Annotated in this window: 23 protein-coding genes; 16 read left to right on the top strand and 7 right to left on the bottom strand. The window is 63.7% G+C overall.

From position 1 onward, the window contains the following. Nucleotides 1–30: 30 nt before the first annotated feature. The 11 genes from ABN482_RS02825 to ABN482_RS02775 all read left to right on the top strand — a co-directional run bounded on the left by ABN482_RS02825 (nucleotide 31) and on the right by ABN482_RS02775 (nucleotide 13,677). Entirely contained in the window at nucleotides 31–2,436 is a 2,406-nt protein-coding gene (locus tag ABN482_RS02825) for a phosphoketolase family protein (RefSeq protein WP_349502568.1), read from the top strand. Next, the gene (locus tag ABN482_RS02820; protein ID WP_349502567.1) at nucleotides 2,430–3,788 is read left to right on the top strand and encodes an MBL fold metallo-hydrolase RNA specificity domain-containing protein; all 1,359 of its coding nucleotides are present in this window, start codon (nucleotides 2,430–2,432) and stop codon (nucleotides 3,786–3,788) included. The genes ABN482_RS02825 and ABN482_RS02820 overlap by 7 nt, the downstream gene beginning before the upstream one ends. 335 nt (nucleotides 3,789–4,123) lie before the next feature. Further along, nucleotides 4,124–5,515, top strand: a complete 1,392-nt coding sequence (mgtE, locus tag ABN482_RS02815) for a magnesium transporter (protein WP_349502566.1) — start codon at nucleotides 4,124–4,126, stop codon at nucleotides 5,513–5,515. A 12-nt stretch (nucleotides 5,516–5,527) separates the two neighbouring features. Beyond that, nucleotides 5,528–6,256, top strand: coding sequence for an MgtC/SapB family protein (locus ABN482_RS02810; protein WP_349502565.1), 729 nt, complete (start codon nucleotides 5,528–5,530; stop codon nucleotides 6,254–6,256). Between the two features lie 35 nt (nucleotides 6,257–6,291). Next, on the top strand, nucleotides 6,292–7,329 hold the full coding sequence (locus ABN482_RS02805) for a sensor histidine kinase (RefSeq protein ID WP_349502564.1): 1,038 nt from the start codon (nucleotides 6,292–6,294) through the stop codon (nucleotides 7,327–7,329). Beyond that, nucleotides 7,322–7,972 carry a response regulator transcription factor gene (locus tag ABN482_RS02800; RefSeq protein WP_349502563.1) on the top strand — a complete coding sequence of 217 codons (651 nt, stop codon included), beginning with the start codon at nucleotides 7,322–7,324 and terminating at the stop codon, nucleotides 7,970–7,972. The genes ABN482_RS02805 and ABN482_RS02800 overlap by 8 nt, the downstream gene beginning before the upstream one ends. A gap of 106 nt (nucleotides 7,973–8,078) precedes the next feature. Continuing rightward, the gene (gene efeU, locus ABN482_RS02795) at nucleotides 8,079–8,972 is read left to right on the top strand and encodes an iron uptake transporter permease EfeU (protein WP_349502562.1); all 894 of its coding nucleotides are present in this window, start codon (nucleotides 8,079–8,081) and stop codon (nucleotides 8,970–8,972) included. Between the two features lie 36 nt (nucleotides 8,973–9,008). Continuing rightward, complete coding sequence (locus ABN482_RS02790; RefSeq protein ID WP_349502561.1) at nucleotides 9,009–10,160, top strand: cupredoxin domain-containing protein; 1,152 nt, start codon at nucleotides 9,009–9,011, stop codon at nucleotides 10,158–10,160. A gap of 28 nt (nucleotides 10,161–10,188) precedes the next feature. Continuing rightward, nucleotides 10,189–11,493, top strand: a complete 1,305-nt coding sequence (gene efeB / locus ABN482_RS02785) for an iron uptake transporter deferrochelatase/peroxidase subunit (protein ID WP_349502560.1) — start codon at nucleotides 10,189–10,191, stop codon at nucleotides 11,491–11,493. A gap of 98 nt (nucleotides 11,494–11,591) precedes the next feature. Then, entirely contained in the window at nucleotides 11,592–12,425 is an 834-nt protein-coding gene (gene efeO / locus ABN482_RS02780) for an iron uptake system protein EfeO (RefSeq protein WP_349502559.1), read from the top strand. Between the two features lie 76 nt (nucleotides 12,426–12,501). Next, nucleotides 12,502–13,677, top strand: a complete 1,176-nt coding sequence (locus ABN482_RS02775) for a porin (RefSeq protein WP_349502558.1) — start codon at nucleotides 12,502–12,504, stop codon at nucleotides 13,675–13,677. A gap of 92 nt (nucleotides 13,678–13,769) precedes the next feature. Here ABN482_RS02775 and ABN482_RS02770 read toward each other — a convergent pair whose 3' ends face one another. The 4 genes from ABN482_RS02770 to ABN482_RS02755 form a co-directional block, all read right to left on the bottom strand. Further along, nucleotides 13,770–14,138: a hypothetical protein gene (locus ABN482_RS02770; protein WP_349502557.1), complete on the bottom strand. Its 369-nt coding sequence runs from the start codon at nucleotides 14,136–14,138 to the stop codon at nucleotides 13,770–13,772. Nucleotides 14,139–14,178: 40 nt separating this feature from the next. Next, complete coding sequence (locus tag ABN482_RS02765) at nucleotides 14,179–15,126, bottom strand: 2-hydroxyacid dehydrogenase (protein ID WP_349502556.1); 948 nt, start codon at nucleotides 15,124–15,126, stop codon at nucleotides 14,179–14,181. Between the two features lie 64 nt (nucleotides 15,127–15,190). Continuing rightward, a complete protein-coding gene (locus ABN482_RS02760; RefSeq protein ID WP_349502555.1) occupies nucleotides 15,191–15,526 on the bottom strand; it encodes a hypothetical protein in 336 nt (111 codons plus the stop codon). Then, complete coding sequence (locus tag ABN482_RS02755; protein WP_349502554.1) at nucleotides 15,526–15,846, bottom strand: hypothetical protein; 321 nt, start codon at nucleotides 15,844–15,846, stop codon at nucleotides 15,526–15,528. Before ABN482_RS02755 ends, ABN482_RS02760 begins: the two co-directional genes overlap by 1 nt. Before the next feature lie 153 nt (nucleotides 15,847–15,999). On the opposite strand from ABN482_RS02755, the gene ABN482_RS02750 reads away from it, so the two are divergent. Further along, nucleotides 16,000–17,250, top strand: coding sequence for a magnesium transporter CorA family protein (locus ABN482_RS02750; protein WP_349502553.1), 1,251 nt, complete (start codon nucleotides 16,000–16,002; stop codon nucleotides 17,248–17,250). Next, on the top strand, nucleotides 17,189–17,449 hold the full coding sequence (locus tag ABN482_RS02745; RefSeq protein ID WP_143857465.1) for a DUF2789 domain-containing protein: 261 nt from the start codon (nucleotides 17,189–17,191) through the stop codon (nucleotides 17,447–17,449). The genes ABN482_RS02750 and ABN482_RS02745 overlap by 62 nt, the downstream gene beginning before the upstream one ends. Nucleotides 17,450–17,464: 15 nt before the next feature. Here ABN482_RS02745 and ABN482_RS02740 read toward each other — a convergent pair whose 3' ends face one another. After that, nucleotides 17,465–18,976, bottom strand: a complete 1,512-nt coding sequence (locus ABN482_RS02740; protein WP_349502552.1) for a CoA-acylating methylmalonate-semialdehyde dehydrogenase — start codon at nucleotides 18,974–18,976, stop codon at nucleotides 17,465–17,467. Nucleotides 18,977–19,171: 195 nt separating this feature from the next. On the opposite strand from ABN482_RS02740, the gene ABN482_RS02735 reads away from it, so the two are divergent. Then, entirely contained in the window at nucleotides 19,172–20,245 is a 1,074-nt protein-coding gene (locus ABN482_RS02735; RefSeq protein ID WP_349502551.1) for a LysR family transcriptional regulator, read from the top strand. Here ABN482_RS02735 and ABN482_RS02730 read toward each other — a convergent pair. Both ABN482_RS02730 and ABN482_RS02725 read right to left on the bottom strand, forming a co-directional pair. Further along, nucleotides 20,190–20,840, bottom strand: a complete 651-nt coding sequence (locus ABN482_RS02730) for a LysE family translocator (RefSeq protein WP_349502550.1) — start codon at nucleotides 20,838–20,840, stop codon at nucleotides 20,190–20,192. The two genes, ABN482_RS02735 and ABN482_RS02730, sit on opposite strands and share 56 nt — an antisense overlap. 114 nt (nucleotides 20,841–20,954) lie before the next feature. Beyond that, nucleotides 20,955–21,806, bottom strand: a complete 852-nt coding sequence (locus ABN482_RS02725; RefSeq protein WP_349502549.1) for an AraC family transcriptional regulator — start codon at nucleotides 21,804–21,806, stop codon at nucleotides 20,955–20,957. Between the two features lie 89 nt (nucleotides 21,807–21,895). Between ABN482_RS02725 and ABN482_RS02720 the strand changes: the two genes are divergently transcribed. Beyond that, nucleotides 21,896–22,555, top strand: coding sequence for a 7-cyano-7-deazaguanine/7-aminomethyl-7-deazaguanine transporter (locus ABN482_RS02720; protein ID WP_349502548.1), 660 nt, complete (start codon nucleotides 21,896–21,898; stop codon nucleotides 22,553–22,555). Nucleotides 22,556–22,626: 71 nt separating this feature from the next. Continuing rightward, complete coding sequence (locus ABN482_RS02715) at nucleotides 22,627–24,060, top strand: GGDEF domain-containing protein (protein ID WP_349502547.1); 1,434 nt, start codon at nucleotides 22,627–22,629, stop codon at nucleotides 24,058–24,060. Nucleotides 24,061–24,136 lie beyond the last annotated feature (76 nt).

Raw genomic sequence — 24,136 nt, 5'->3', positions numbered from 1 at the left:
CCGTACTGCCGCAAAACAGCCAGGAGACCTATGCAGCCGTTCAAAGACACCCAGCCCTCCCTGAATCACTGGCAGCAAGGCTACGGCCTGATCCAGCACACGCCTGAGACCATCGAGCGCGTGACCGGCCTGATCGCCCTTGGCGTGGAAACCGGCCGATTCACCAGCGCCGACACCGCCTGGCGCATGCTGGCTGCCGCCGACCGACTGGCCAGTGCCGCCATGTGGACGGTAGTTCACATGACCTATGCGCAGCGGGTCAGGCTGTCAGGCGAACCGTTGCGGGCAGAAGACTTCAAGCCGACGCCCGAGGGCCATACCGGCGGCGCACTCAACATGGTGCCGGCCTTCGTCGGTTATCTGCTGGCCAATGCCCTGAGCGGTACCACGCGTGGCTGGCTGATGGGCCAGGGCCATTGCGTGGCAGCCATCGAAGCCGTCAATGCGCTGACCGGCGATGTTTCCGACGCACAGCGTGGTCGTTACGATCGCACCGAGCGCGGCCTGTCGCAATTGGCAGCGGATTTCTACTCCTATGCCGTCGATGCCCATGGCCGCCCTGCCGTGCCACTGGGCAGCCATGCCGGCCCGAATACGGCAGGCGCGATATCGGAAGGCGGCTACCTGGGCTTTGCCTCGCTGCAATACATCCATATGCCGCTGCCCGGCGAAAGCCTGGTGGCCTTCCTGAGCGACGGAGCCTTCGAGGAACAACGCGGCTCGGACTGGGCCACGCGCTGGTGGCGCGCCGAAGACAGCGGCCTGTCGGTGCCGGTCATGATCCTGAATGGCCGACGCATCGAGGAACGCACGCAGATCGCCCAGGAAGGCGGTGCCCCCTGGCTGGCGGCACAGATGCACAGTCATGGGTTCGACCCCGTCATCATCGATGGCCGTGATCCGGCCGCATTCGCCTGGGCCATTCTCCAGGCCGAAAACGGATTGCAGGCCTTTGCTGCCGATCCTGGCCGATGCTACCCGGCCAGGCTGCCCTATGTCATTGCCGATACGGTCAAAGGCTACGGTTTTCCGGGAGCGGACACCAACGCCGCGCACAACCTGCCGCTGGGCGGCAACCCCCATGCCAGCGCCCAGGCCCGCGACACATTCAACGACGCTGCCCGCAAACTGTTCGTGCCGGCCGACATGCTGGATCATGCGGTCCAGACACTGTCCGTACATGCAGCCCAGCAACGCGCACCGGAAAGCCGCCATCCGCTGGCCGACCGTCACCCCCAGGCCCCATCCCTGCCCGAACCGGCATGGGTGGCAGCCGACGGCACGCCCGGCTGCGCCATGCAGGATCTGGATCGCTGGTTCGTGCAACTGGTCGAGTCCAATCCGGGCCTGCGGCCCCGGGTCGGCAACCCGGACGAACTGGCCAGCAACCAGATGGGCCAGACGCTGGCGCACCTGAAACACCGGGTCAACGAGCCCGAGCCCGGCATCGCCGAATCGGTGCAGGGAGCCATCATCACGGCACTGAACGAGGAAGCCGTGGCCGCCGCAGCATTGGGTAACAAGGCGGGGCTGAACCTCATCGTCAGCTACGAAGCCTTTGCCATGAAAATGCTGGGCGAGCTGCGCCAGGACATCATTTTTGCCCGCCACCAGCGGGATCTCGGGCAGACACCGGGCTGGATCGGCGTGCCGCTGGTCGTGACCTCGCATACCTGGGAGAATGCCAAGAACGAGCAGTCCCACCAGGACCCGGCCATTGGCGAGGCGCTGCTCGGCGAAATGTCCGACACCGCACGCGTACTGTTTCCCGTGGACTCCAACAGTGCCATGGCCGCCCTGCGCGATATCTATGCCGGACGCGGCCAGGTGGCCTGCCTGGTCGTCTCCAAGCGCAACCTGCCCCAGCGGCTCGATGCCAACGCCGCACAGGCCCTGGTCCGGGAAGGAGCTGCACATGTCGTGGGCATCCCTGACCAGGCACAGGTACAACTGGTGGCCATCGGTGCCTATCAGCTCGATGAGGCCATCAAGGCCCACGGGCGACTGTCGCGCCAGGGAATATCTGCCTGCGTCACGGTCATTCTCGAACCGGGCCGCCTGCGTATTCCACGCGATGCCATCGAAGCGGAGTTCGTGCTCGGCGACGCGGCGCTGGCGACCCTCTTTCCTGCCGGACTGCCGCGCATACTGCTCTGCCACACCCGGCCCGAACCCATGCTGGGCGTGCTGCGTCGCATCGACAATGGCCCGACAGGCACCACCGCGCTGGGCTACATCAGCCGGGGCGGCACGCTCGATACGGCGGGCCTGCTGTTCGCCAACCGCTGCACTTGGGCGCATGCCGTCGATGCCGCCGTCACACTGGCCGGACTGCCACGAGACAGGCTGCTGACAACCCGCGAGCGCGCCGCGCTCGACGGCAAGGGCCATCCCTCCGATCTCGACGCCCCCGAACAGGAGCCCGCATCATGCTGACATTACGCTCACTCGGCGGGGCCGGTACCGTCACCGGCTCCAAACACCTCCTGTCCAGCGGCGATCACCGCCTGCTGGTCGATTGCGGCCTCTTCCAGGGGCTGAAGAACCTGCGCGAACAGAACTGGGCTCCGTTGCCAGTACAGGCCGGCAATATCGATGCCGTGGTACTGACGCATGCCCACCTGGACCATTCCGGTTATCTGCCGCGCCTGGTACGCGACGGTTTCAGGGGGCCGATCGTCTCGACCGAAGCCACGCGTGACGTAGCCGAACTGATCCTCAGGGATAGCGGCCACCTGCAGGAAAAAGATGCCGAATACGCCAACCGCAAGGGCTTTTCCAGGCACAGCCCGGCACTGCCGCTCTACGGCGTGCACGATGCCGAACATGCGATGTCATTCTTTCGCACCGCACCGCTGCACCAGAGCGTACCCCTGCCCGGGGGGGCCACGCTGCAACTGCGGCGGGCCGGCCACATCCTGGGCGCAGCCTCGGCCGAAATCCGCTGGGCAGGCCGCACCATCGTCTTCTCCGGCGATCTGGGCCGATACGGCGACCCGGTGATGGTCGATCCCGAACCTGTGCCCGAGGCCGACTACATCGTCATCGAATCCACCTATGGCAATCGCCTGCATGACCATGCCGATCCGGCAACTGCCCTGGGCGATGTCATCGAACGTACCGCGAGTCGCGGCGGCACCACCGTGATCCCGGCCTTCGCCGTGGGGCGGGCACAGGCGCTGCTGTATTACCTGTGGCAGCTCAAGCAGAGCGGTCGCCTGCGCAATATCCCGGTCTATCTCGACAGCCCAATGGCCACCAGTGCCAGCGAACTGCTGTGCCGCCACCACGAGGACCACCGGCTATCGGCCGGCACCTGCGCCCAGGCCTGCGGCGTGGCAACCTATGTCCGCACCGTGGAAGAATCCAAGGCGTTGTCGGCCAACGCCTATCCCAAGGTCATCATCTCGGCCAGCGGCATGGCCACGGGCGGACGAGTGCTGCATCACCTGGTCGCCTTCGCGCAGGATCATCGCAATACCGTACTGTTCTCGGGTTTCCAGGCCGCCGGTACACGCGGACGCGACATGCTGCAGGGTGCCCGCGAGATCCGCATGTTCGGCCAGTGGATTCCGGTCAGGGCCGAGGTCTCCGAGTTGCCCATGCTGTCGGCCCATGCCGATGCGGCAGAACTGATGCGCTGGCTGTCCGGATTCAGGCGCGCCCCACAACGCGTCTTCATCGTCCATGGCGAACCGGAGGCCGCCGAGGCACTGCGCATGCGCATCGGCCGCGAACTCGGCTGGGATGCTGCAGTACCACGCCAGGATCAGGCCTTCACTCTGTAGGCAACGACAGCCATGCCTGTACGCCGGTATACCTTGGTATACCGGCGCCATCCCTGCGCATGACACGGATACGCCACCGGATACTGGTGCCGCCACGGCCCCGGTTCCTATAATTTGCCGGCCGGACCGCTCCGGCGCGGGCTGTCCTCCCACACCGGCCGACAGCCCATCCCTCCCTCACCCGCTCCTGCGGCAGCTGCCCGGCACGCTGCCGGTGGATGCGCGTGCCCTGCCGCCGCGCATGGCCGCCCCCAGGCGTTCATGAAGGCGTCATGACCCGCCCGCAGAATCCCCATCCGGAGATCGCTGCGCCCAGATCGACAGGAAAGGAATCCATGAACCGCGAACATCTCCTGGCTGCCGTCCGCGCCACCCTCAAGCACAGCGATGCCGCAGCCTTCGCACGCATTTTCGACCAGGTACAGTGTGCCGATCTGGCAGAAGCGCTGTCCGACCTGGAGCCTGAACAACTGGCCCTGCTGCTGTGCTGGCTGGCCCCTGCCCGACGGGCACGCCTGTTCGAACACCTGCCCGACTTCGAGCAGGACCTGCTGCTGCCCATCCTGCACCACCAGATCATCGCCGACATGTTCAAGGCGCTGCCCTCCGACGAACAGGCCGACCTGTACAACCGGCTGGATACCGACACCCAGTCCCGATTGCTGCCGTCCCTGACCCAGGGCGACCGCGATGGCCTGCTCAGGCTGGCAGCCTACCCGGAAGGCTCGGCCGGCTCACTGACCGCCTCCGACTACGCCGCGGTCAACGCCGGCATGACTGCGGCCGAAGCGCTGGCAGCGCTTCGCACCAGCGCGCCCGACAAGGAAACCATCTATGTCATCTATGTGCTCGACCCCGAAGGACACCTGCAGGGCACGCTATCGTTGCGCGAGCTGGTGCTGGCACAGCCCCAGGCCCGCATCGCCGATCTGATGCGGCCACATCCGGTCTTCGTGCGTGCAGAATGGCCAGCCCGCCAGGCGGCCGAACTGATCCGCCGCCACGGCCTGCTGGCGCTGCCCGTCATCAATGGTGGGGAACGCATGATCGGCATCGTGACCGTCGATGACGCCATGACCCTGGAAAAGGAAGAAGATGCCACTCAGTTGACCCGCTTCGGCGGGGTCGCTGCCATGCAGGGCGATGACCTGGACCTGCGGACGTCCCCATTCCGCCAGCTGTTTCAGGTGCGCGCTTTCTGGCTGGTGATCCTGACCTGCTTCGGCATCCTGACCAGCACCTATATCGCCGCCCAGACCGAAATGCTGGAGCAGATCATCATCCTGGCTGCCTTCATCGCGCCCATCATCGATACCGGCGGCAATACCGGCAGCCAGGCAGCCACCCTGGTGATCCGATCGATGGCACTGGGCGATTTCCGGCTGCGCTGGCGCGACATGTGGTTCGTGATCCGGCGCGAACTGCCAGTGGCACTGGCGCTGGGCATCGCCATCGCCGTGCTCGAAAGCATACTGGCCTACTTCAGCAAGGGCGTACAGGGCGAGGTCCTGCTGGTGGTTGGCCTGGCCATGCTGCTGTGCACCGTGCTGGGCAGCCTCATCGGCGCGCTGCTGCCATTTGCTGCACGTAAAATGGGTACCGACCCGGCCACGCTGAGCGCGCCGCTGATCACCTCCATCATGGACCTGGTCGGCGTGGTCATCTACTTCGGCCTGGCCTACGCCTTTCTTGGAGACATGCTGGCACCTGCCCCCCTGGGCCAGTAGACACTTGAACACATGAAAAGCCTCGAATACATCAACCTGCTCTCCCTGACCGACACGCTCGTCAGCCTGACTGCCGCCTTCATCCTGGGCGGCCTGATCGGCATCGAACGCCAGATCCGCCAGCGCACGGCCGGACTGCGCACCAACGTGCTGGTCTGCACCGGCGCAGCACTCTTCGTGGACGTCGGCGTCAGCTACTACACACTGCACGGAGGCAATACCAGCCCGGTGCACGTGATTGCCTATGTTGTCTCGGGTGTGGGATTCCTGGGGGCCGGCGTCATCATGCGCGAGGGTGGCAGCGTGCGCGGCATCAATACCGCCGCCACGCTCTGGGGTTCGGCCGCCGTCGGCTGCGCAGCAGGTGCTGATCTGCTGCTGGAAGCCATCGTCGGTGCCCTGTTCGTGCTGGCTGCCAACACGCTGCTGCGCCCGGCCGTCAACCGCATCAACCGACAGCCGATCGACACCCAGGACATGGAGGCAACCTACATCATCTATGCCATCGCCGAACGCGAGCGCCGCAAGGAAGCCCTGCACCTGATCGAATCGACCTTCGATACTGCCGGCATCCCGCTGCGCGACATCGAGGTCCGGGCCTTCGGCGAACAGGAAATCGAGATCGAGGCCGCGCTGCTGCCAACCTCGATCGGCGGCAACGAACTGGATCCCCTGCTGGCGAAACTGCGCCGCAACAGCGGCATCCGCCAGGCGTTCTGGAGCGCCAGCACCACGGAATAGCGTCTGTCCGCCGAACGACATGAGGAACCTTGCCGATGATCCTGAAGACCGTCGCACTGCTTGCCCTGATGGCAGCCATCTTCGTGGCCGATACCCTGACCCGCTATGAAATCGCGGTCGCGGTGTTCTATATCCTGGCCATACTCGCCGCCTCCGCGCTGCTGCCGGTCAGGACCACGCGCCTGCTGACCGCCCTGGCCGTGCTGCTCACCCTGGCCAGCTTTGCGCTGACCCGTTCCGGTGCCTACGATACCGGCCTGGTCAATCTGGCCATCAGCCTGCTGGCCATCGGCATCACCGCCCACCTGGCACTCAAGGCCGTGGCGGCGCGTGCCGCCGCCGAACGGACGCAGAACAGACTGTTCCACATCGCCCGCGCCACCAGCCTGGGCGAAATGGCTGCGTCTATCGCCCATGAGGTCAACCAGCCACTGGCCGCCATCGCCACCAGCGCCAGCGCATGCCAGCGCTGGCTCGACCAGACGCCGCCCAATCTCGACCGGGCACGCCAGGCGGCCCGGCGCATGGAAGACGACGCCCATCGCGCCAGTGAAGTGATTGCCCGCATCCGTGCCGTCACCCAGGCCCGCAAGACCGCCCCCCAGGCCATCGCTCCGGCACATGCCATACACGAGACCCTGGCGCTGTACACGCATGAGCTCGAACATGAGCAGATACGCCTGCTGCTCGACCTTCCCGACAGCCTGCCTGCCGTGCACGCCGACCCCATACTGCTGCAACAGGTGCTGGGCAATCTGGTCGGCAACGCCCTCGACGCGCTGCGCCAGGTGCCTCCCGCCGAACGCACGCTGCGCATCGCCGTGCATGCCGGCGGCAACGGCTTTGCCGAATTCACGGTGGAGGACAGCGGCAGCGGCTTTGCCCCCGGCGACGCGACACAGTTATTCGACCCTTTCTGGACCACCAGGGACAACGGTGCCGGACTGGGCCTGTCCATCGCCCGCTCCATCGTCACCGCACACGGCGGCGAGATCGCCGCGCACCCGGCTCCGGGCCGGGGTGCCCGGCTGGTCTTTTGGCTGCCGGTAGGCAAAAAGGCTTCCCATGACTGACCTGCCTGTCGTTCACATCGTCGATGACGATCCTTCGGTGCGTGCCGCGCTGGAAGACCTGCTGGCCTCGGTCGGCATCGAGGCACAGGCCGACGCCTCTGTCGCCGCATTCATGGCCCGTCCCCGCAGTGGACGACCGGCCTGCCTGGTACTGGACATCCGCATGCCGGGCCAGAGCGGCATGGACTTCCATCGCAACATGGTGCGCCAGGGCGGCACCCTGCCCGTCATTTTCATTACAGGGCACGGCGATATCGCCATGGGTGTCGAGGCCATGAAAAATGGCGCTGTCGAATTTCTGACCAAGCCCTTTCGCGAACAGGACCTGCTCGATGCCATCCAGCGCGCCCTCGACCTGGACCACCGACAACGCACCGAAGCCGCCGGACATCATGCCCTGCAGCATCTGGCTGCCACCCTGACGCAGGGTGAACTGGCCGTGGCGCGACTGGTCGTGCAGGGACTGCTCAACAAGCAGATCGCTGATCGGCTCCACGTCAGCGAGATCACCGTCAAGGTACGCCGCCGACATGCCATGGACAAGCTCGGGGCACAGAATCTGGCCGAATTCGTCAGGATCATGGACAGGATAGACGCCCTACCGAATAGTTGCGATGGATCAACAGATTTGCAGAACACATAAAAACAAATTGCATTTCCATTTATACTTCTGCATCGACGACCTCCTCATGTCGCGCGCCGATTTCGACGCCCCCTGAAGGCCGCCTGCCTGTCCAGGAATCGAAGCCATGTTGATCCCTTTTCTCATCATGCTGCGCGAAGGTATCGAGGCCGCGCTCATCGTCGGCATCATTGCCAGCTATCTCGTCCAGAGCGGACGACGCCACCTGATTCCGGTCGTCTGGATCGGTGTACTGCTGGCGGCCGCCCTCTCGCTGTTCGCCGGCGCTGCGCTGCAGTGGCTGTCTGCAGAGTTCCCCCAGAAGCAGCAGGAGTTCTTCGAAGGCGTGGTCGGGCTGGTGGCCGTGGCCATGCTCACCTCCATGGTGTTCTGGATGAAAAAAAGCGCGCGCACACTCAAGCGCAGGCTGCAGGACTCGGTCGAACACGCAGTACACGACCACCCAGGCAGCGGCCAGGGCTGGGCGCTGATCGGCATGGTCTTCCTGGCCGTGGCGCGCGAGGGGCTGGAATCGATCTTCTTCCTGCTGGCCATCTTCCAGCAAAGCCGGGACTGGGCTGCACCGCTGGGTGCGCTGGCCGGCATCCTCGTATCCATCCTGATCGGCTATGGCCTGTACTCGGGCGGCATCCGCCTCGACCTGCGCCGATTTTTCCGCCTGACCGGCATGTTCATCCTGCTGGTGGCGGCCGGCCTGCTGGCCGGCGTGCTGCGCAAGTTCCATGAGGCCGGTGTCTGGAACCACCTGCAACAGGTGGTCTTCGACCTCAACGACACACTGCCCATGGACAGTCCGCTCGGCACGGTGCTGTCCAGCCTGTTCGGCTACCAGGCGGCACCGGTGCTGGGTGAAGTCATTGCCTACGTGGTGTTCCTGGCCATTTCCCTGGCCTGCTTCCTGCGCGCATCCGCGCCCGACACAAGCGCCGGAGCCCCCACTGGCACGGCAATGCCCGCAGCCACGTCCCCCGCGACGTCATCGACAGCCTCCCACGCCTGACGCCACCAGAGCTTCTTTCCCGACCGGACCACGCCCATGTCCTCCTCTTCCAAGCCCTCCATGCCGGCCCTGACCAAGGTCGCCCTGGCCGGCTCGGCGCTGCTCTGCATCGCCGGACTTGCCGCATTCTGGTATGCCTCGGGCAAGGCCCGCGAGCGTGCCCCGCATGACGATGCGCAGCAGGTCACGGTCACTATCCGCGACAACCTGTGCGATCCCGGAGACATCACCGTGCCGGCCGGCCGCACTACCTTTACCATCGTCAACCAGACGCCACGCGCACTCGAATGGGAAATCCTCGATGGCGTGATGGTCGTGGATGAGCGTGAGAATATCGCGCCCGGCTTCTCCCAGACTCTGACCGTCAAGCTGCGGCCCGGTACATTTGCCATTACCTGCGGCCTGCTGAGCAACCCGCGCGGCACGCTGACCGTCACGCCGTCGGCCCAGTCCGAGGCCGACGCCGCCCGCCCGCCCCTGACCGAGTACATCGGCCCGCTGGCCGAATACAAGGTCTACATGGTACTGACAGCAGGCGCTGTCCAGAAGGACGTGCAGCAATTGCAGCAGGCCGTGGCAGACGGCAGCCTCGACGGTGCCCGCCGTGCGACACAGGACGCACATCGCACCTACAAGCGACTGGAACCTGTGGCAGAGCTGTTTGCCGATCTGGACACCCGCCTCAATGCCCGGGCCGATTATTTTGACCAGCGGGAAAACGACCCGGATTTTGCCGGGTTCTACAAGACACGCCACCTGCTTGCCGAGCGTGGCGATATGCCTGCACTACAGGCCGAACTGCCTGCACTGCAGGCAGACGTCGACAGCCTGCGCGCCCGCGTGCGCACCCTGCAGATCAGCCCCGAGCGACTGGCGCAGGCCGGTGCCCGCAGCCTGCGCCGCGCCGCCGGCCATCTGGGTGACAGTACCGGCAGCGCCTCGCAGCAAGCCTGGAGCGACCTGGATCTGGTCAAGGGGACCCGCGACGGCACCCGCAAGATCGCCGCCCTGCTGGAACCCCTGCTGGCCAAGGCCAATCCGGACCTGCAGGCCCGTATCAGCCGCGACCTCGGCACGCTGGATCAGTCACTGGAAGCCTCGCCCGTCGTACCGGCCTCTGTTGCGACAGCACTGAACGCACTGGCCGACGATTTCGACCAGATCAACCCGGCGCTCGGACTCGAGTGAGCCGAGGCCACCACGATCAGGAGCCTGCATGAAAATACGTTCCGTCCCGTTGTCGGATCACAGCCATGACACATCGCCCACCTCCCCGCAACGACGCCACCTGCTGGCAACAATCGGTGCGGGCAGCCTGCTGATCGGTGGCTGCGCGCCGCTGGCGCGCTCCGGCGGGCAAGTCACCGACGCGCCCTACAGCGACCAGTTTCAGGAACGCGTTCCCTACCTGGGCGTGCACCAGGCGGGCGTCACCACACCCCGACCCAGCGCCGGCATGATGGCCTCGTTCTTCGTGCTCGCAGAAGACCGCGCCGGGCTGGAGCGGCTGTTCCGCATCCTGAGCGCGCGCATCGCCTTCCTGACCCAGGGGGGCACCCAGCCACAGCGTGATCCCAAGCTGCCACCGCCCGGATCGGGCATCCTCGGCCCCGATGTGCCCCCCGACAACCTGACCGTGACCGTGTCGGTCGGTACCTCGCTGTTCGACCCGCGCTTTGGCCTGGCCGCCGTCAAGCCGCGTGAACTGCACCAGATGCAGCGCCATCCCAACGATGCACTCGATGCTGCGCTTTGCCACGGCGACCTGTCCATCCAGCTCTGCGCGAATACGCCCGACACCATCATCCACGCCCTGCGCGACATCATCAAGAACACGCCCGACCTGCTGTTGCTGCACTGGAAGCAGGAAGGCAGCGTGCCGCCCATCGCCGAGCGCCCCGGCCAGCCCGCCGAAAGCGCCCGCAATTTCCTGGGTTTTCGCGACGGTTCGGCCAATCCCGATGCCGGGGATGCAGCCCTGATGGATCGTGTGGTCTGGGTTCAGCCCGGCCAGGGCGAACCGGCCTGGGCCGTGGGCGGCACCTACCAGGCGGTACGCATCATCCGTAATTTCGTCGAGCGCTGGGACCGCACGCCACTGCAGGAGCAGGAAGCCATCTTCGGCCGCCAGCGCGACAGCGGCGCGCCGCTCGATGGCGGTGCCACCGAACACGATGTGCCGGATTACCACGCCGATCCCGAAGGTCTGCGTACCCCGATGGACTCGCACATCCGGCTGGCCAACCCGCGCACGCCGGGTTCCGAGGCCAACCTGATGCTGCGCCGGCCATTCAACTATTCGAATGGTGTCACCCGCTCGGGCCAGCTCGACATGGGGCTGCTGTTCATCTGCTACCAGGCCGATCTGGAAAAGGGCTTCATCACGGTACAGAAACGGCTCGACGGCGAGCCCCTGGAGGAATACCTCAAGCCCGTCGGCGGCGGCTTCTTCTTCACGCTGCCCGGCATGCGCACGGCCGATGACTGGCTGGGTCGTTCCCTGATGGAGGCCAGCGCATGATGCCCAGCCCCTTCTGCCTGCGCCCAGGCACCGCGTTGCCCGGCACGACCATCCGCCTGTTTTCCTGTATGACATTCAATCGATAAAAAGGAACGCCCATGAATCCCTTCCGCGCCCGTACACTGGCCATCCTCATCGGCAGTTGCGCCGGTCTCTCCGCCCTGCAGGCCCAGGCTGCCGTCGATCCGCTGCAACTGGTCGAGCCCGTGGCCGAATACAAGATCTACGTTTCCGAAAATGCCGGCCAACTGGTGACCGACACCGAGGCATTCGTGGCCGCCATCAAGGCCAGCGACCTGAACAAGGCCAAGGCTCTGTACGCCCCCACCCGCACCAGCTACGAAAAGATCGAGCCGGTCGCGGAACTGTTCAGCGATCTCGACGGGGCCATCGACTCGCGTGCCGATGACCACGAGCAGGCCGAAAAGGATCCGGGCTTCGGTGGCTTCCACCGCATCGAATACGTGCTGTGGGAACAGAACTCGACCCAGGGTCTGGCCCCCTTCGCCGACCAGTTGCTGACCGACGTGCGCGAGCTGAACGGCCGGCTGGCCGACCTGACCTTCCCGCCCGAAAAGGTGGTGGGCGGGGCTGCCGTGCTGATGGAGGAAGTCGCGGCCACCAAGATCTCCGGCGAGGAAAACCGCTACAGCCATACCGACCTCTGGGACTTCCAGGCCAACTTCGAAGGGGCCTACAAGATCGTCGAGCTGCTGCATCCGCTGATCGTGGCCGAAGACCCCGCCTTTGCGGCCAAGACCGATACCAACTTCAAGACCGTCTTCGATACGCTGGCCAAGTACCGCACGGCGGATGGCGGCTTCGAGAGTTACGACAAGTTGAGCGAACGCGACCGCAAGCTGCTGGCCGGCAAGGTCAACACGCTGGCAGAAGACCTGTCGCAACTGCGCGGCATGCTCGGACTGGACTGATACCCGGCTTAACCACTGACCCATCGGACCTTGCACCCATCGTCCGATGGGACCTCCCTCTCCGCAAGGAACCATCATGAAGCATTCGTTTGCCACGACTGCCGTACCCGCGTGCGTCCGCCTTCTTCCCCTGACGGCACTGTGCGCTGCCCTGCTGCCCCTGGGCGCTGCCCATGCCGAGGCCCCCTCCAGCAGCGTCACCCTTTATGGCGTGATCGATACCGGACTGGCCTACACCCGCATTTCCAACTTCGAAGGCCAGGGCCGCGCCCGCAAGAGCGGCCTGATCAGCGGCGGCCAGGCCGACTCGCTGTGGGGTCTGCGCGGTGCCGAGGATCTGGGCGACGGCCTGAGCGCAACCTTCACACTGGAAAGCGGCTTTGACGCCAATAGCGGCAATGCAGAAGAAGAAGGCCGCCTGTTCAACTATGCTGCCTGGCTCGGCCTGAACCACGCCGACTACGGCGAGCTTCGTTTCGGGCGGCAGAACACGGTGGCGCAACAGGCTGCCTCTGGAGTGGAACTGGCCGGCTGGAAAGATTTCGGCCTGGGCGCGACTTTCAAGGCGGCCGACAACTACCAGTTGTCGAACACGATCAATTACTTCTCGCCTGATTTCGGAGGCCTGAAACTGGGCCTGGGCTATAGCTTCAACGCTGACGAAAGCAGCGACTTCGACAGTGCCCGCCAGGCACGCGAACTGAGCGCAGCCCTGAGCTACGAAGATGGCCCGCTGTATGTGGCGCTCACCTACGACCGCCTGCAACCGAAAGACAGCGGCTCGGTCGGCCTGAACCAGCCTGACGCATGGCAACTTGGGGCCAGCTATGATTTTGGTCCCGTCAAGCTGGCCGGCGGCTGGTCGCGCCAGAAAAACGGCTTCGTCGGCCTGAACGGCGATGAATACGCCAACGCCAATCCCGACCGGCCCGGACTGGGCGGCCTCGGTCCCAACGAATTTGTCGACGGCGGTCGCCTGCAAAGCTGGTATGCCGGCGCCACCATTCCGCTGGGTGGCGGTGACCTGACGCTGCAATGGTCGCTCGCCTCGCCGGACTGGGACTGGCAAGGCAGTGGCGACAAGGCCAAGAACATACAGGTCTACACGATCGGCTATTCGTACAGCCTGTCGCCGCGTACCAGCGTCTACGCCTTCGCCGGGCGGATGAAGAACGCCTCGACCGAAGTCCTGCTCACGCCGGACAACCCGACCACGACACGGGTGGCAGTGGGCCTGACACACGCGTTCTGAGTCAGCCCGATCATTGGGCTGCACTTGACCACGCTCCACCGTCAGTCACGCAACCGCGAGCATGACAGTGGAGCGACCTCGCTCATTCCTGCTTATCGGAGTTGTTTGTGTTCAAGGAGGATTTTGTTTTTATCAAATGAGAAAATGGATTGCCGCCCACTCCTGTCCTGGCAAATAACATAGTCGCCAGCATTTTCATCGCCAGCGTCTCTTATCCCCTGGCACGGGATATTGGATACAGCCCTGGCCACCTGGCACGCAAGTGTTTTCCCTTTTCTGAGAATCAAATGACCATCAGGTGATACGTCCTCACTGGCAACCTTTGGACAATCAGCATCCCACCAGTCAATGCCTTGATGCTGCGCTGGCGGTATGTTTGTCGCTGTACTGCAGCCTGACAATAAAAAAACGACCGCCATGAGCGATCCCGCAATAGCGGTTTGGTGGATGGGTTTCATCATTCAGTTCCTGTTGCCGGCGTGATCTTCGGTCTTAGACCCTTCAATACCCAGCCGCCCGATCCACGCCTGCCGGCAATTCCCCACGCTCGCGAAAGGCCTGCACATGCCGGGCCACAATGGCAGAAGCCGTCTCACGGCTGGTCGGCCCGGAGCAATGCGGCAGGACCGTCACGCCAGGATGCGCCCAATGCCAGCCATCGGCTGGCGGCGGCTCCACCTCGAAAACATCCAGAACTGCGTGCGCCAGATGCCCGGCATCAAGCGCAGCATGCAATGCCGTATCGTCGATGATGGCCCCCCGGGCAAAGTTGATCAACCGGGCACCTCGTGGCAGCCAGCCCAGCCGCTCGGCATCAAGCAGGTGCCGGGTCTGCGGCGTCAAAGGCAACAGGCAGACCAGAATATCGGTCTGCGCCAGCATCTCCCGCAAACCGTCGTCACCGGCAAAGCTCTCCACGCCCTCGATCGACCTGGGGCGACGGCTCCAGCCGCAGACGCGGAAATCTGCCGCACGCAGGCGACGGGCCGCTTCCGTCCCCAGTTCACCCATGCCCAGTATTCCGATCGTACGATGCTGCGGCATGACATAGGGCAGTTCGGCCCAGATCCGCTGTTGCTGCTGCCGGGCATATTCAGGCATGTAGCGATGCAGGTACAGCGTCCAGGCCAGGACGGCCTCGGCCATGTTCGCCGCCAGTTGTGGATCGACCAGCCGCACGATATGCAGCGGACTGTCTCCCAGCGAAGCCACCAGCCGCTCGACACCGGCCCAGACGCTGTGCACCCATTGCAGCGACGGCAAGGCATGCACCTGGGCAGGGTCGGGATTGGCCACGATGGCCACCGTGCAGGTATTGCGCTCCTGCTCGGACAGAGCCGAAAACGACACGATCCGCTCCTGCGGCATGGCCTGCGACAATGCCTGGATCCAGACGGCCTGCTCGGCCGGCCCCGACTGGGACAGGAAAGGGATGGGCGGGTAAGACATGCAACCTCCTGAGTCTGCTCGTCTGGTCATCATAGCCCGCCCACACCCCGGTACTCAAAAAGGGTTACCACCTATTCAGGCAGAATTGAGTGAACTGCTTCATCTCTTGCTCATCTGCCATCCCCAGAATGAGGGTGGTATCGTGGTACGCGGCATTGAACGCCTCGGCAGTGGTGTCGCCGGCAGCGGGTGCCAGGCTCTTGGCATGGGCCAGCGCCAACGCGGCTTTCCGTTCATTGTCTGCCCCCCCCAACTGCTGCAGCAGCGCTGCGCAGAATTGCGAGTCGTTGTAATCCTGCATGAGTTTTGCGTCGGGCCTTGAGTCTCCCCAGGCCAGGGCGGGCAACACCAGCAAGGCAGCACTCGCTACCCAGGTGATCATTGGAATGGAAAATTTCATCAGTCCTCCGTGCATACTGGCATGCCGACTTCCAGTTCGAAATGGCGCGGCCCCACCATCGGCCCCCCCTGATATTCAGGCATCGGGGTATCCTTGATCCGGACATCCAATGTGCAATGCCCTGCACTGACCCGGTACAGATCCGGCCCGATGTATTCAAGACTCTGGATGAGACTCCGGTGAGGCAAAGCCTTCATCACCCCCTGATCCTCAAGGATGGCCTTGAGTTCGACGCTACGCTGGGCCCACGGAGGCAATGCCGCATGGGCATTCGCACAAGACATGCCAAGCAGCATGCCGGCTATCAATAAATTTTTCATGTTCAGCCTGTCGGATATTGACGATGTGATTGTGCAAGCGCGCACAGTCACCTGCAATCACTGAAAATGGGTAATTTTCCATAGCCATTCGATGCTGCCCACGCACTTGGGTATGATGAGGCTGTCGCTTTCTTTCATGGAGCATCGACAGGCATGCTGCGTATTTTCCAGATCCGGCCGGGCCAGGCCTTCCAGGAGCTGACCAGCCTGCCGGCTGCGCCACCTGCCGATGGTTTTCTGTGGCTGGCGGTCGCCCGTGCCGATCTCGAACGGCGGCGCCATGCCCTGCAGGACGATTTGCAGCGCACGGCAGGTCGCACACTGCTTGATCTGCACCTGGCCGATCTCGAAAATCACCAGCAACCGTCGCATTACGACTGCACGGCCGATTACGATATTCTGGTATTCAGACGCCTGGCGGATGCCATGCTCGACGACCTGCCTGCACGGCCGGCCACCGGCACCCGGCCCCAGCAGGAACCCCAGTTGCTGCCGGCCTCGGACATCCAGACCGAGCCGGTCGGCTTCGCCATCTTCGAGCGGGTGCTGCTGAGCGTGCATCCGGACAGCGCCTGCTCAACCCTGGGCGTCGCCATCGAACGCCTGTCGCTACAGGCACAGAGCGAAACCGGCCCGCATGCGACACAGGCAGGCGGCGGGCGTCTGCCGACCTCTGCGGCCGAACTGATGCTGCGCATGCTGGGCCTGATGGTCGATGATTTCCTGGTCCTGCGCAAAGCCATGACCACGCGCCTGGACCACTGGCAACAACACCTGTTGCGCCCGAATGCCCGCTTCGGCAATTGGGAAGGTCTGCTGCAGGCACGCCAGACACTGCATCATCTCGAAAGTCTGTGCGAGGACCAACTCAGTGCCGTCAGCGGCTGGATCGAAACTCTGGAAGACCTGCCGCCTTCGTCCGACGCCAGTCGCCGCACGCACGAAATCCTGCTGGTACGCAGCCGCGACGTGGCCGAGCACATCGGTCGAGTCGCCCGCCACGTGCGCCTGCTCGAGCAAAGTGCCGAGACCGCCGTGCAGATTCATTTCACCATCCAGGGCAATCGCACCAATGATGTGATGCGCACGCTGACGGCCATCACGGCCATCTTCCTGCCGCTGGGCCTGATTGCCGACCTGTTCGGTATGGGGCTGGAGTTCCTGCCCTGGCTGCGGCACGAACATGGCTTCTGGTGGACACTGGCCGTGATGTGCCTGATTTCCATTGCACTGGTCGTCTATTTTTCACACAAACGCTATCTGTCGGCCAGTGACGCCCCGCCCCCGCGCCTGCGTGACAGGCCGGTGCCCCCACTTTCCCACCCCGCCAAAGGAGTGCCCCATGGACGAAACCACGCCCCGCATGAGCAATCTGTTCCTGCAACTCGGACTGGACGCCAGTGATGCTGCCATCGCTGCCTTTATCCGGAACAACCAGTTGCCCACCGATGTCAGTATCCTGGATGCCCCCTGCTGGAACCCGGCGCAGCGCCAGTTCCTGTCCGAACAGCTCAAGGCCGATGCACCCTGGGCACTGATCGTCGACCAGCTCAACGAATCCATGCACGAGGATGCGACCAAGCGCAGCACCGGACTTGACTGAGCCAGGCTTGGCCGCCTACTGACTGGTGGGCATGGCGAATTCCGCCCCCTTGGCAGTGGCCTGCGGCCAGCGCTGCATGACGGATTTCTGGCGGGTGTAGAAACGCACCCCCTCTTCTCCGTAGGCATGCATATCGCCGAACAGGCTGCGCTTCCAGCCACCAAAGCCCTGCCAGGCCATCGGCACCGGGATCGGCACATTGATGCCCACCATGCCGACCTGGATGCGACGGCTGAACTCGCGGGCGATATGCCCATCGCGGGTATAGCAGCTCACGCCATTGCCGAACTCATGCGCGTTGATCAGTTGCAGCGCCTCGCCGAAATCAGCCACGCGCATGCAGGCCAGCACCGGGCCGAATATCTCCTCGCGGTAGATGCGCATCTGCGGCGTCACGTGGTCGAACAGCGTACCGCCCAGCCAGAAGCCTGCTTCGCATCCCGGCCCGGCAGAAGCCCCCTCGAACGTGCGGCCATCGACCAGCAATTGTGCCCCTTCGGCGATGCCCTGCTCGATGTAGCCGGTAATCCGCTCGCGGGCGGCCTGCGTCACGATGGGTCCCATTTCCGCCTCCAGGTTGCGGCCATCACAAATCCTGAGCGCACGGGTACGCTCGATGAGCCTGGGCAGTACTTGCTCGGCGGTCCCTTCTCCCACGAAAACCGCCACGCTGATCGCCATGCAGCGCTCGCCAGCCGAACCGTAGGCGGCACCAATCAGGGCATCCACCACCTGATCCATGTCGGCATCGGGCATGACCACCAGATGGTTCTTGGCACCGCCAAGGGCCTGCACACGCTTGCCGTGACGCGCTCCGGTCTCATAGATATGGTTGGCGATCGGTGTGGAGCCGACGAACGATACCGCCTGCACGTCGGGATGCACCAGCAGTGCATCGACCGCCTCCTTGTCGCCCTGCACCACATTGAAAACGCCATCCGGCAATCCTGCCTGGCGCAACAGCTCAGCCATGAAAAGACTGGGGCCGGGATCGATCGGACTGGGCTTGAGCACAAAGGTATTGCCGGTCGCCAGCGCTACCGGAAACATCCACATCGGCACCATGACCGGAAAGTTGAATGGCGTGATGCCGGCCACGACACCCAGCGGCTGGCGCAGCGTCCAGTTGTCGATGCCGGTGCTGACCTGCTCGCTGAAATCCGTTTTGAGCAGTTGCGGAATGCCGCAGGCGAACTCGACGATTTCGATGCCTCGCGTGACTTCGCCCTGGGCGTCAGTAAATACCTTGCCATGCTCGGCCGTGATCATATGCGCCAGATCGTCACGATGCGCATTGAGCAGTTCCAGAAAACGGAACAGGATGCGGGCGCGGCGCAGCGGCGGCAATGCGCTCCAGGCCGGAAATGCCGTGCGGGCAGCCGCCACGGCCGCATCGACATCGGTCGCGGACGACAGTTGCACCTGCCCTGTCACGATGCCGCTGGCGGGATTGAACACCGGCTGTTGCCGGCCGCTGGAGGCGGCAGCGCGATGACCGGCGATCCAGTTGGAAACAAGTGCTGTCATGATCAAACCTCGCAGAAAAAATGGCCACAGGACTGTGTCAGCCCGAGCGATACAGTCCCCGGAAAATGCGCTTCAGTTTAGGAAGCCACCTGATTTTTGAGAAGTCCGAAAAATCGACTACATTGTTTGAAAAATCAAACAATCCTCCCTTCGACCATTGCCGTACCCGACCTTGATCGTTATCGACGCTGCCTCATGTCCAAGCACACCTCCGCACACACCGGGGCTACGCCCCCTGCATCGCTCGATCCGGCGCTGTGTGCCCACCCTGTCTTTTCCGACCTGCATCTGCTGACCCTGATCGGCGAGACACGCAGCTATACCCAGACCGCACGCCGCCTCGGACTGTCCAAGGCCACGGTCAGCCAGCGCATCTCCGCCCTGGAGCGGGCGACCGGCGTCCCCCTGGTCAGGCGCACGACACGTGCCGTGACGCTCACGGCAGCCGGCCTGCAACTGGTGGAGGACACTCGCCCGGCCTTTGCCCGGATAGAACAGAGCTTTGCGGCCGTTCGCGATCTGGCCAGCCAGCCGCGTGGCCTGGTACGGCTGACGGCACCTGTGGCATTGGGGCGTCAGTACGTCATGCCGATGCTGGCCGATTTTCTGTCCAGACATCCCGAAATCCGTGTCGAACTGGACCTGAACGACCGGCTGGTTCATCTCGGGCAGGAAGGCTTTGACCTCGCCATCCGCCACACGCACACGCCGCCCGACAGCAGTGTCGCCTGGCCCCTGTGCGACACCCGTTCGGTGCTGGTCGCCAGTCCCGACTATCTGGCGCGCTGCGGCACGCCTGCCTGCCCCGAAGACCTGGTCCGCCACGCCTGTCTGGTCTACCTGCGGGCCGGGCTGGCCGCATCAAGCTGGACCCTGGCGCGGACGCGCCGTCGCCAGCCCCCCGAACAGGTCAGCGTCCCGGTCTGGGGACCGATCAAGGCCAACAACAGCGAAACCCTGCGCGATGCAGCGCGGGCAGGACTGGGCATTGCCCTGCTGCCCGATTTCAGTGCCATGCCCGCGCTGCAACCGGTTGCGCAGGCAGGGCCGGAAGGGCACCCTGTCCGCGCACCGTCCCTGGTCATCGTCCTGCCGGATTGGGAGCCGCAGGGTTTTTTCGGTGCCCGCATCTACGCCATCCGCCCCTGGACACCCCAGGTGCCGCGTGCCGTGCAATGCCTGGTCGAATTCCTGCGGGCAGGTTTTGCCGAGATCAGCCGCGGCTGGCCAGAACGGCCACTGCCAGGCCAATCAGACATAAGCCGGTAATGCGCTCCACAGCAGGCAGGATACGGGCAAACCGGCCCAATATCGCCCGGTTGCCGATCGCCAGGGCCACCAGCACATCCCAGCCCAGTACCACCCCGAACATCCACAGGCCATAGCCCGCCAGCAGCAGATCCGGTTGCTGGCCCAGCATGGTGGCCAGACTCACATAGAACAGCGCATTCTTGGGATTGAGGCCCCCGGACATGAAGCCCATCATGAAATTGCGCCACCAGCCTACCGGCCCCGGCAGCCCCCTTGCCGTGGGCGGCCTGTCCCGGGTCTCCTGCGCCACCGCATCAGGCAGTATCAGCGGCGTACGGCCGGCATGGCGCAGGAACAGCCATCCCAGATACAGCAGATACAGGCATCCCGCCCACTGTACGACTTCGAACAGCAGACTGCCCGTACGGAACACCGAGACACCGCTGAAGGCCAGCACGATGAATACGGCATTGGCGATCGCCACCCCTGCACACACCCCGGCCGCCAGGCGCCAGCCCTGCACTGCCGATGTCCGTGCGATCAGGAAAAAGTCCGGCCCTGGCGACAGCAACGCCAGGAAGTGCGCCACGGCCACCATCAGAAACTGCTCCATCGTTTCATCACCCGCAATTGCAACGGGCAGGAGTCTGACGCAGGGCACGCCACCTGTATTGAATGAAATTGCAGCCTGGGCCTGTCACGGTGCCAGGCCCCCACCGACGTCCGTTCAGCGATAGCAGCCCGGCGTCGCACCGGCATGTGCCTTGAACATCCGCTGAAAGTGACTCTGATCCGAAAAACCCAGCCCATGGGCAACTTCGGCAATCGCCCGGCCCGCCCGCAGGTGCATCCTGCCCTGGTTGATCCGGTCATTGAGCCACCAGGCATGCGGCGTCATCCCGGTAGCGGCACGAAAGACACGGATCAGGCGATAACGGTTCATGCCCGCCACTGCTGCCAGCTCTGCCAGGGGGACGGGAACCTGTGCACTCTGCAGCACCTGCATCACCGGCACCAGGGCAACGGGGGCCAACTGCACAGCCTGCGCCAGCGGCTCGATGGCCGCCGCACCCACCAGCCCTTCCACCAGAAAGGCTTGCAGTGCCCTATCCTTGGTCGCGACTGGAGCCGCAGAAAACAGCAAATCATTGAGGGCGCAAAAGCGGGCATAGCGCGCGGGATCGTGCGACAGCCCGACCCGGTGACCAGACAGCACCTGCGCATCCCCCCGCAACGCCACCGGCATCGACAGCACACGACGCACCCAGCGATCATCGAGATGCAGCATCTGATAGCTCCAGGCCGCCCCCGGTTCGGGATTGCAGGCATGCACATGTCCGGCCGGGACGAAGACCAGTGTGCCCGGCCCGATCGGTACGGTACCGACGCGATCCGCGCTGAACCGGCTGCGCCCTGCATCGACTGCACCGATCGACCAGGTCGGATGGCTGTGAGGCCGATAGCAGGCACGGCTGGCGCATGCCCTGCGGCTTTCCACATGGGGCATGGCAGGATCATGCCAGAACCGGGTGCCGCGCTCGCCGCCCCCGGCCATATCATCCTGGATAGTGTCCGACACCTTTTCTCCTGCAGAATCAGGCTACAATTGCACCTGCAATTCTATCCGGTCCATGGGTTCCCTTACCCCATTCGTCAAAAAGGTCTCCAATGACTACGCTGTCCACACAACGTCAGCCCTGGCTGCTGGCGCTGCTCGTTTCGTTCCACATCCTGATCATCATCGCCAGCAATTACCTGGTGCAGTTGCCGATCACGCTGTTCGGCTTCCACAGCACCTGGGGCGCCTTCAGTTTTCCCTTCATTTTCCTGACCACCGACCTCACGGTACGGCTGCTGGGCAAATCACCGGCACGGCGCGTGATCGCCCGCGTCATGCTGCCTGCCCTGGTAGCCTCCTATATCGTTTCGGTGCTCTTTCACGACGGCGTCTTCAGCGGACTGGCTGCGCTGGGCGAATTCAATAGCTTCGTGTTCCGCATCGCCCTGGCCAGCTTCACGGCCTATGTGCTGGGCCAGTTGATGGACATCCAGGTCTTTGACCGGCTGCGCCGCCAGCATCGGGCCTGGTGGATTGCCCCCGCCGCCTCCAGCGTGGTGGGGCAGGCAGTCGATACGCTGGTGTTCTTCGGCGTGGCCTTCTGGCGCAGCAGCAACCCGTTCATGGCCGAGCACTGGGTCGAGATCGCGCTGGTCGACTATGTGATCAAGCTCGCCGTCAGCCTGCTGATGTTCGTACCGATGTACGGCCTCCTGCTCAACATGATCGTGCGCCACCTGCAGCGCAAGGCAGAACCGGTTCCGGCATAACACCTGCGGGGGCAAGACGTGTACGATTACCTGACGGGCCCACAGGCCGGACCTCGAACAGGAATTGCCCCGTGCATATCATCCCGCGACTGGTTGCCTATACCCTTGTCTGTACACTGGTAAATTACACCGCCCAGATCGGGCAGACTTCTGCCGGACTGATTTTCTTCTGGCCAGGCAACGCCCTGGCCGCCATGCTCGCCATGCACTGGCGCAGCCGATGCCAGCACAGCTGCAAACAGCGGCTGGTCACTTTCATGCTGCTGTTCATGTCGGGCCATTACGCCGCATCGCTTCTGGTGCAGCAACAGATGACGCCACTGCAGCAATTCTATGCCTGCCTGACAGATACGCTCTGCATCCCGATCTATGCCGCATGTACGCAACTCGTACTCAGGCAGCGCCGATATTACCGGGCCCATATGCGCAGCATCCTGCTGATCGTGCCCATCACGATGACTGCCATCATCCAGGGAATCATTGCGGGTGTATTCCTGGCACGCCTGATTCCGCTGGGCACACCCGGTTTCGTCGCCATAGACTGGACCAGCGAACAAATATTTTCCGGCCTCATTGTCTCGATGCTTCTGTCCGGCATCCTGTCACACAAGCGCAGCCTCCGTGCCAATCCACTCCGCATGCCGATGTTCCTGCTGATCATCTCGCTGGCCTGCGCACAGGTACTCATGCTGTTTTCCGACTGGCTCAGTCTGGTCACCATTCTGGTTCTGCCCAGCCTCATTGCCCTGATCCGCCTGGGTTTTGCATGGACCATTCTCATCACCGGCTGTTTCATGCTGCTGGCTGCGGCAAGCCGGATTCACTTCTATCTGTCGCTCTATGACTACCGCCAGGGCAACACACTGTTTCACGAGATTTTTTCCAACCGGTTCGACTTTGCCATGACCGCCATCCTGATTATCGTCATGGCAGAAATCATGAGCCGCAACCGACGGCTGATGGCGCACATCAAGGCGAAGGCCAACACCGACCCACTCACCCAGCTTTGCAACCGGCGCTCAGTCCTGCAGGCCATCAGCCGCCACACAGGCAGGCAGAACCTCGGCATCGCCATCCTGGATGTCGATAATTTCAAGGCCATCAACGATCATTACGGCCATGACGTCGGCGACCGGGTCCTCACGCAGTTGTCGCAGATACTGCGGCACAGGGTACGCGCCCAGGACATACCGGCAAGATGGGGCGGCGAAGAGTTCCTGGTGATTTTTCCCGATATCGCACCGACATCGTTTCCGGACACCTGCCAGCGGATCATAAAGGCCATCCGCGAACAGCCCCTGATGGAAAATGGTGCTCCCATTGCATTCACTGCCAGCCTGGGCGGCGTCTTCATTTCCAAATTCGAAACCGGTCATTTCGAGCAGGCCATCGTCTTTGCCGACAGCCTTTTGTACCAGGCCAAGCAAACGGGCAAGGACAAGGCCATTGTCGCCATGGATTATCTGCCCGGTCATCCCTCTGCAACTGCACAGAAAGCGGCATAGAAACGCGTGGGATGCCACACAGGGAAGCCCACGGCACGCTACACTCCCAACACCATCACACCATCGTCATCAAGCT

The sequence above is a fragment of the Corticimicrobacter sp. genome (assembly GCF_040137905.1).
GTDB lineage: Bacteria > Pseudomonadota > Gammaproteobacteria > Burkholderiales > Burkholderiaceae_B > Corticimicrobacter.
This window is presented reverse-complemented; position numbering and strand designations above follow the sequence as displayed.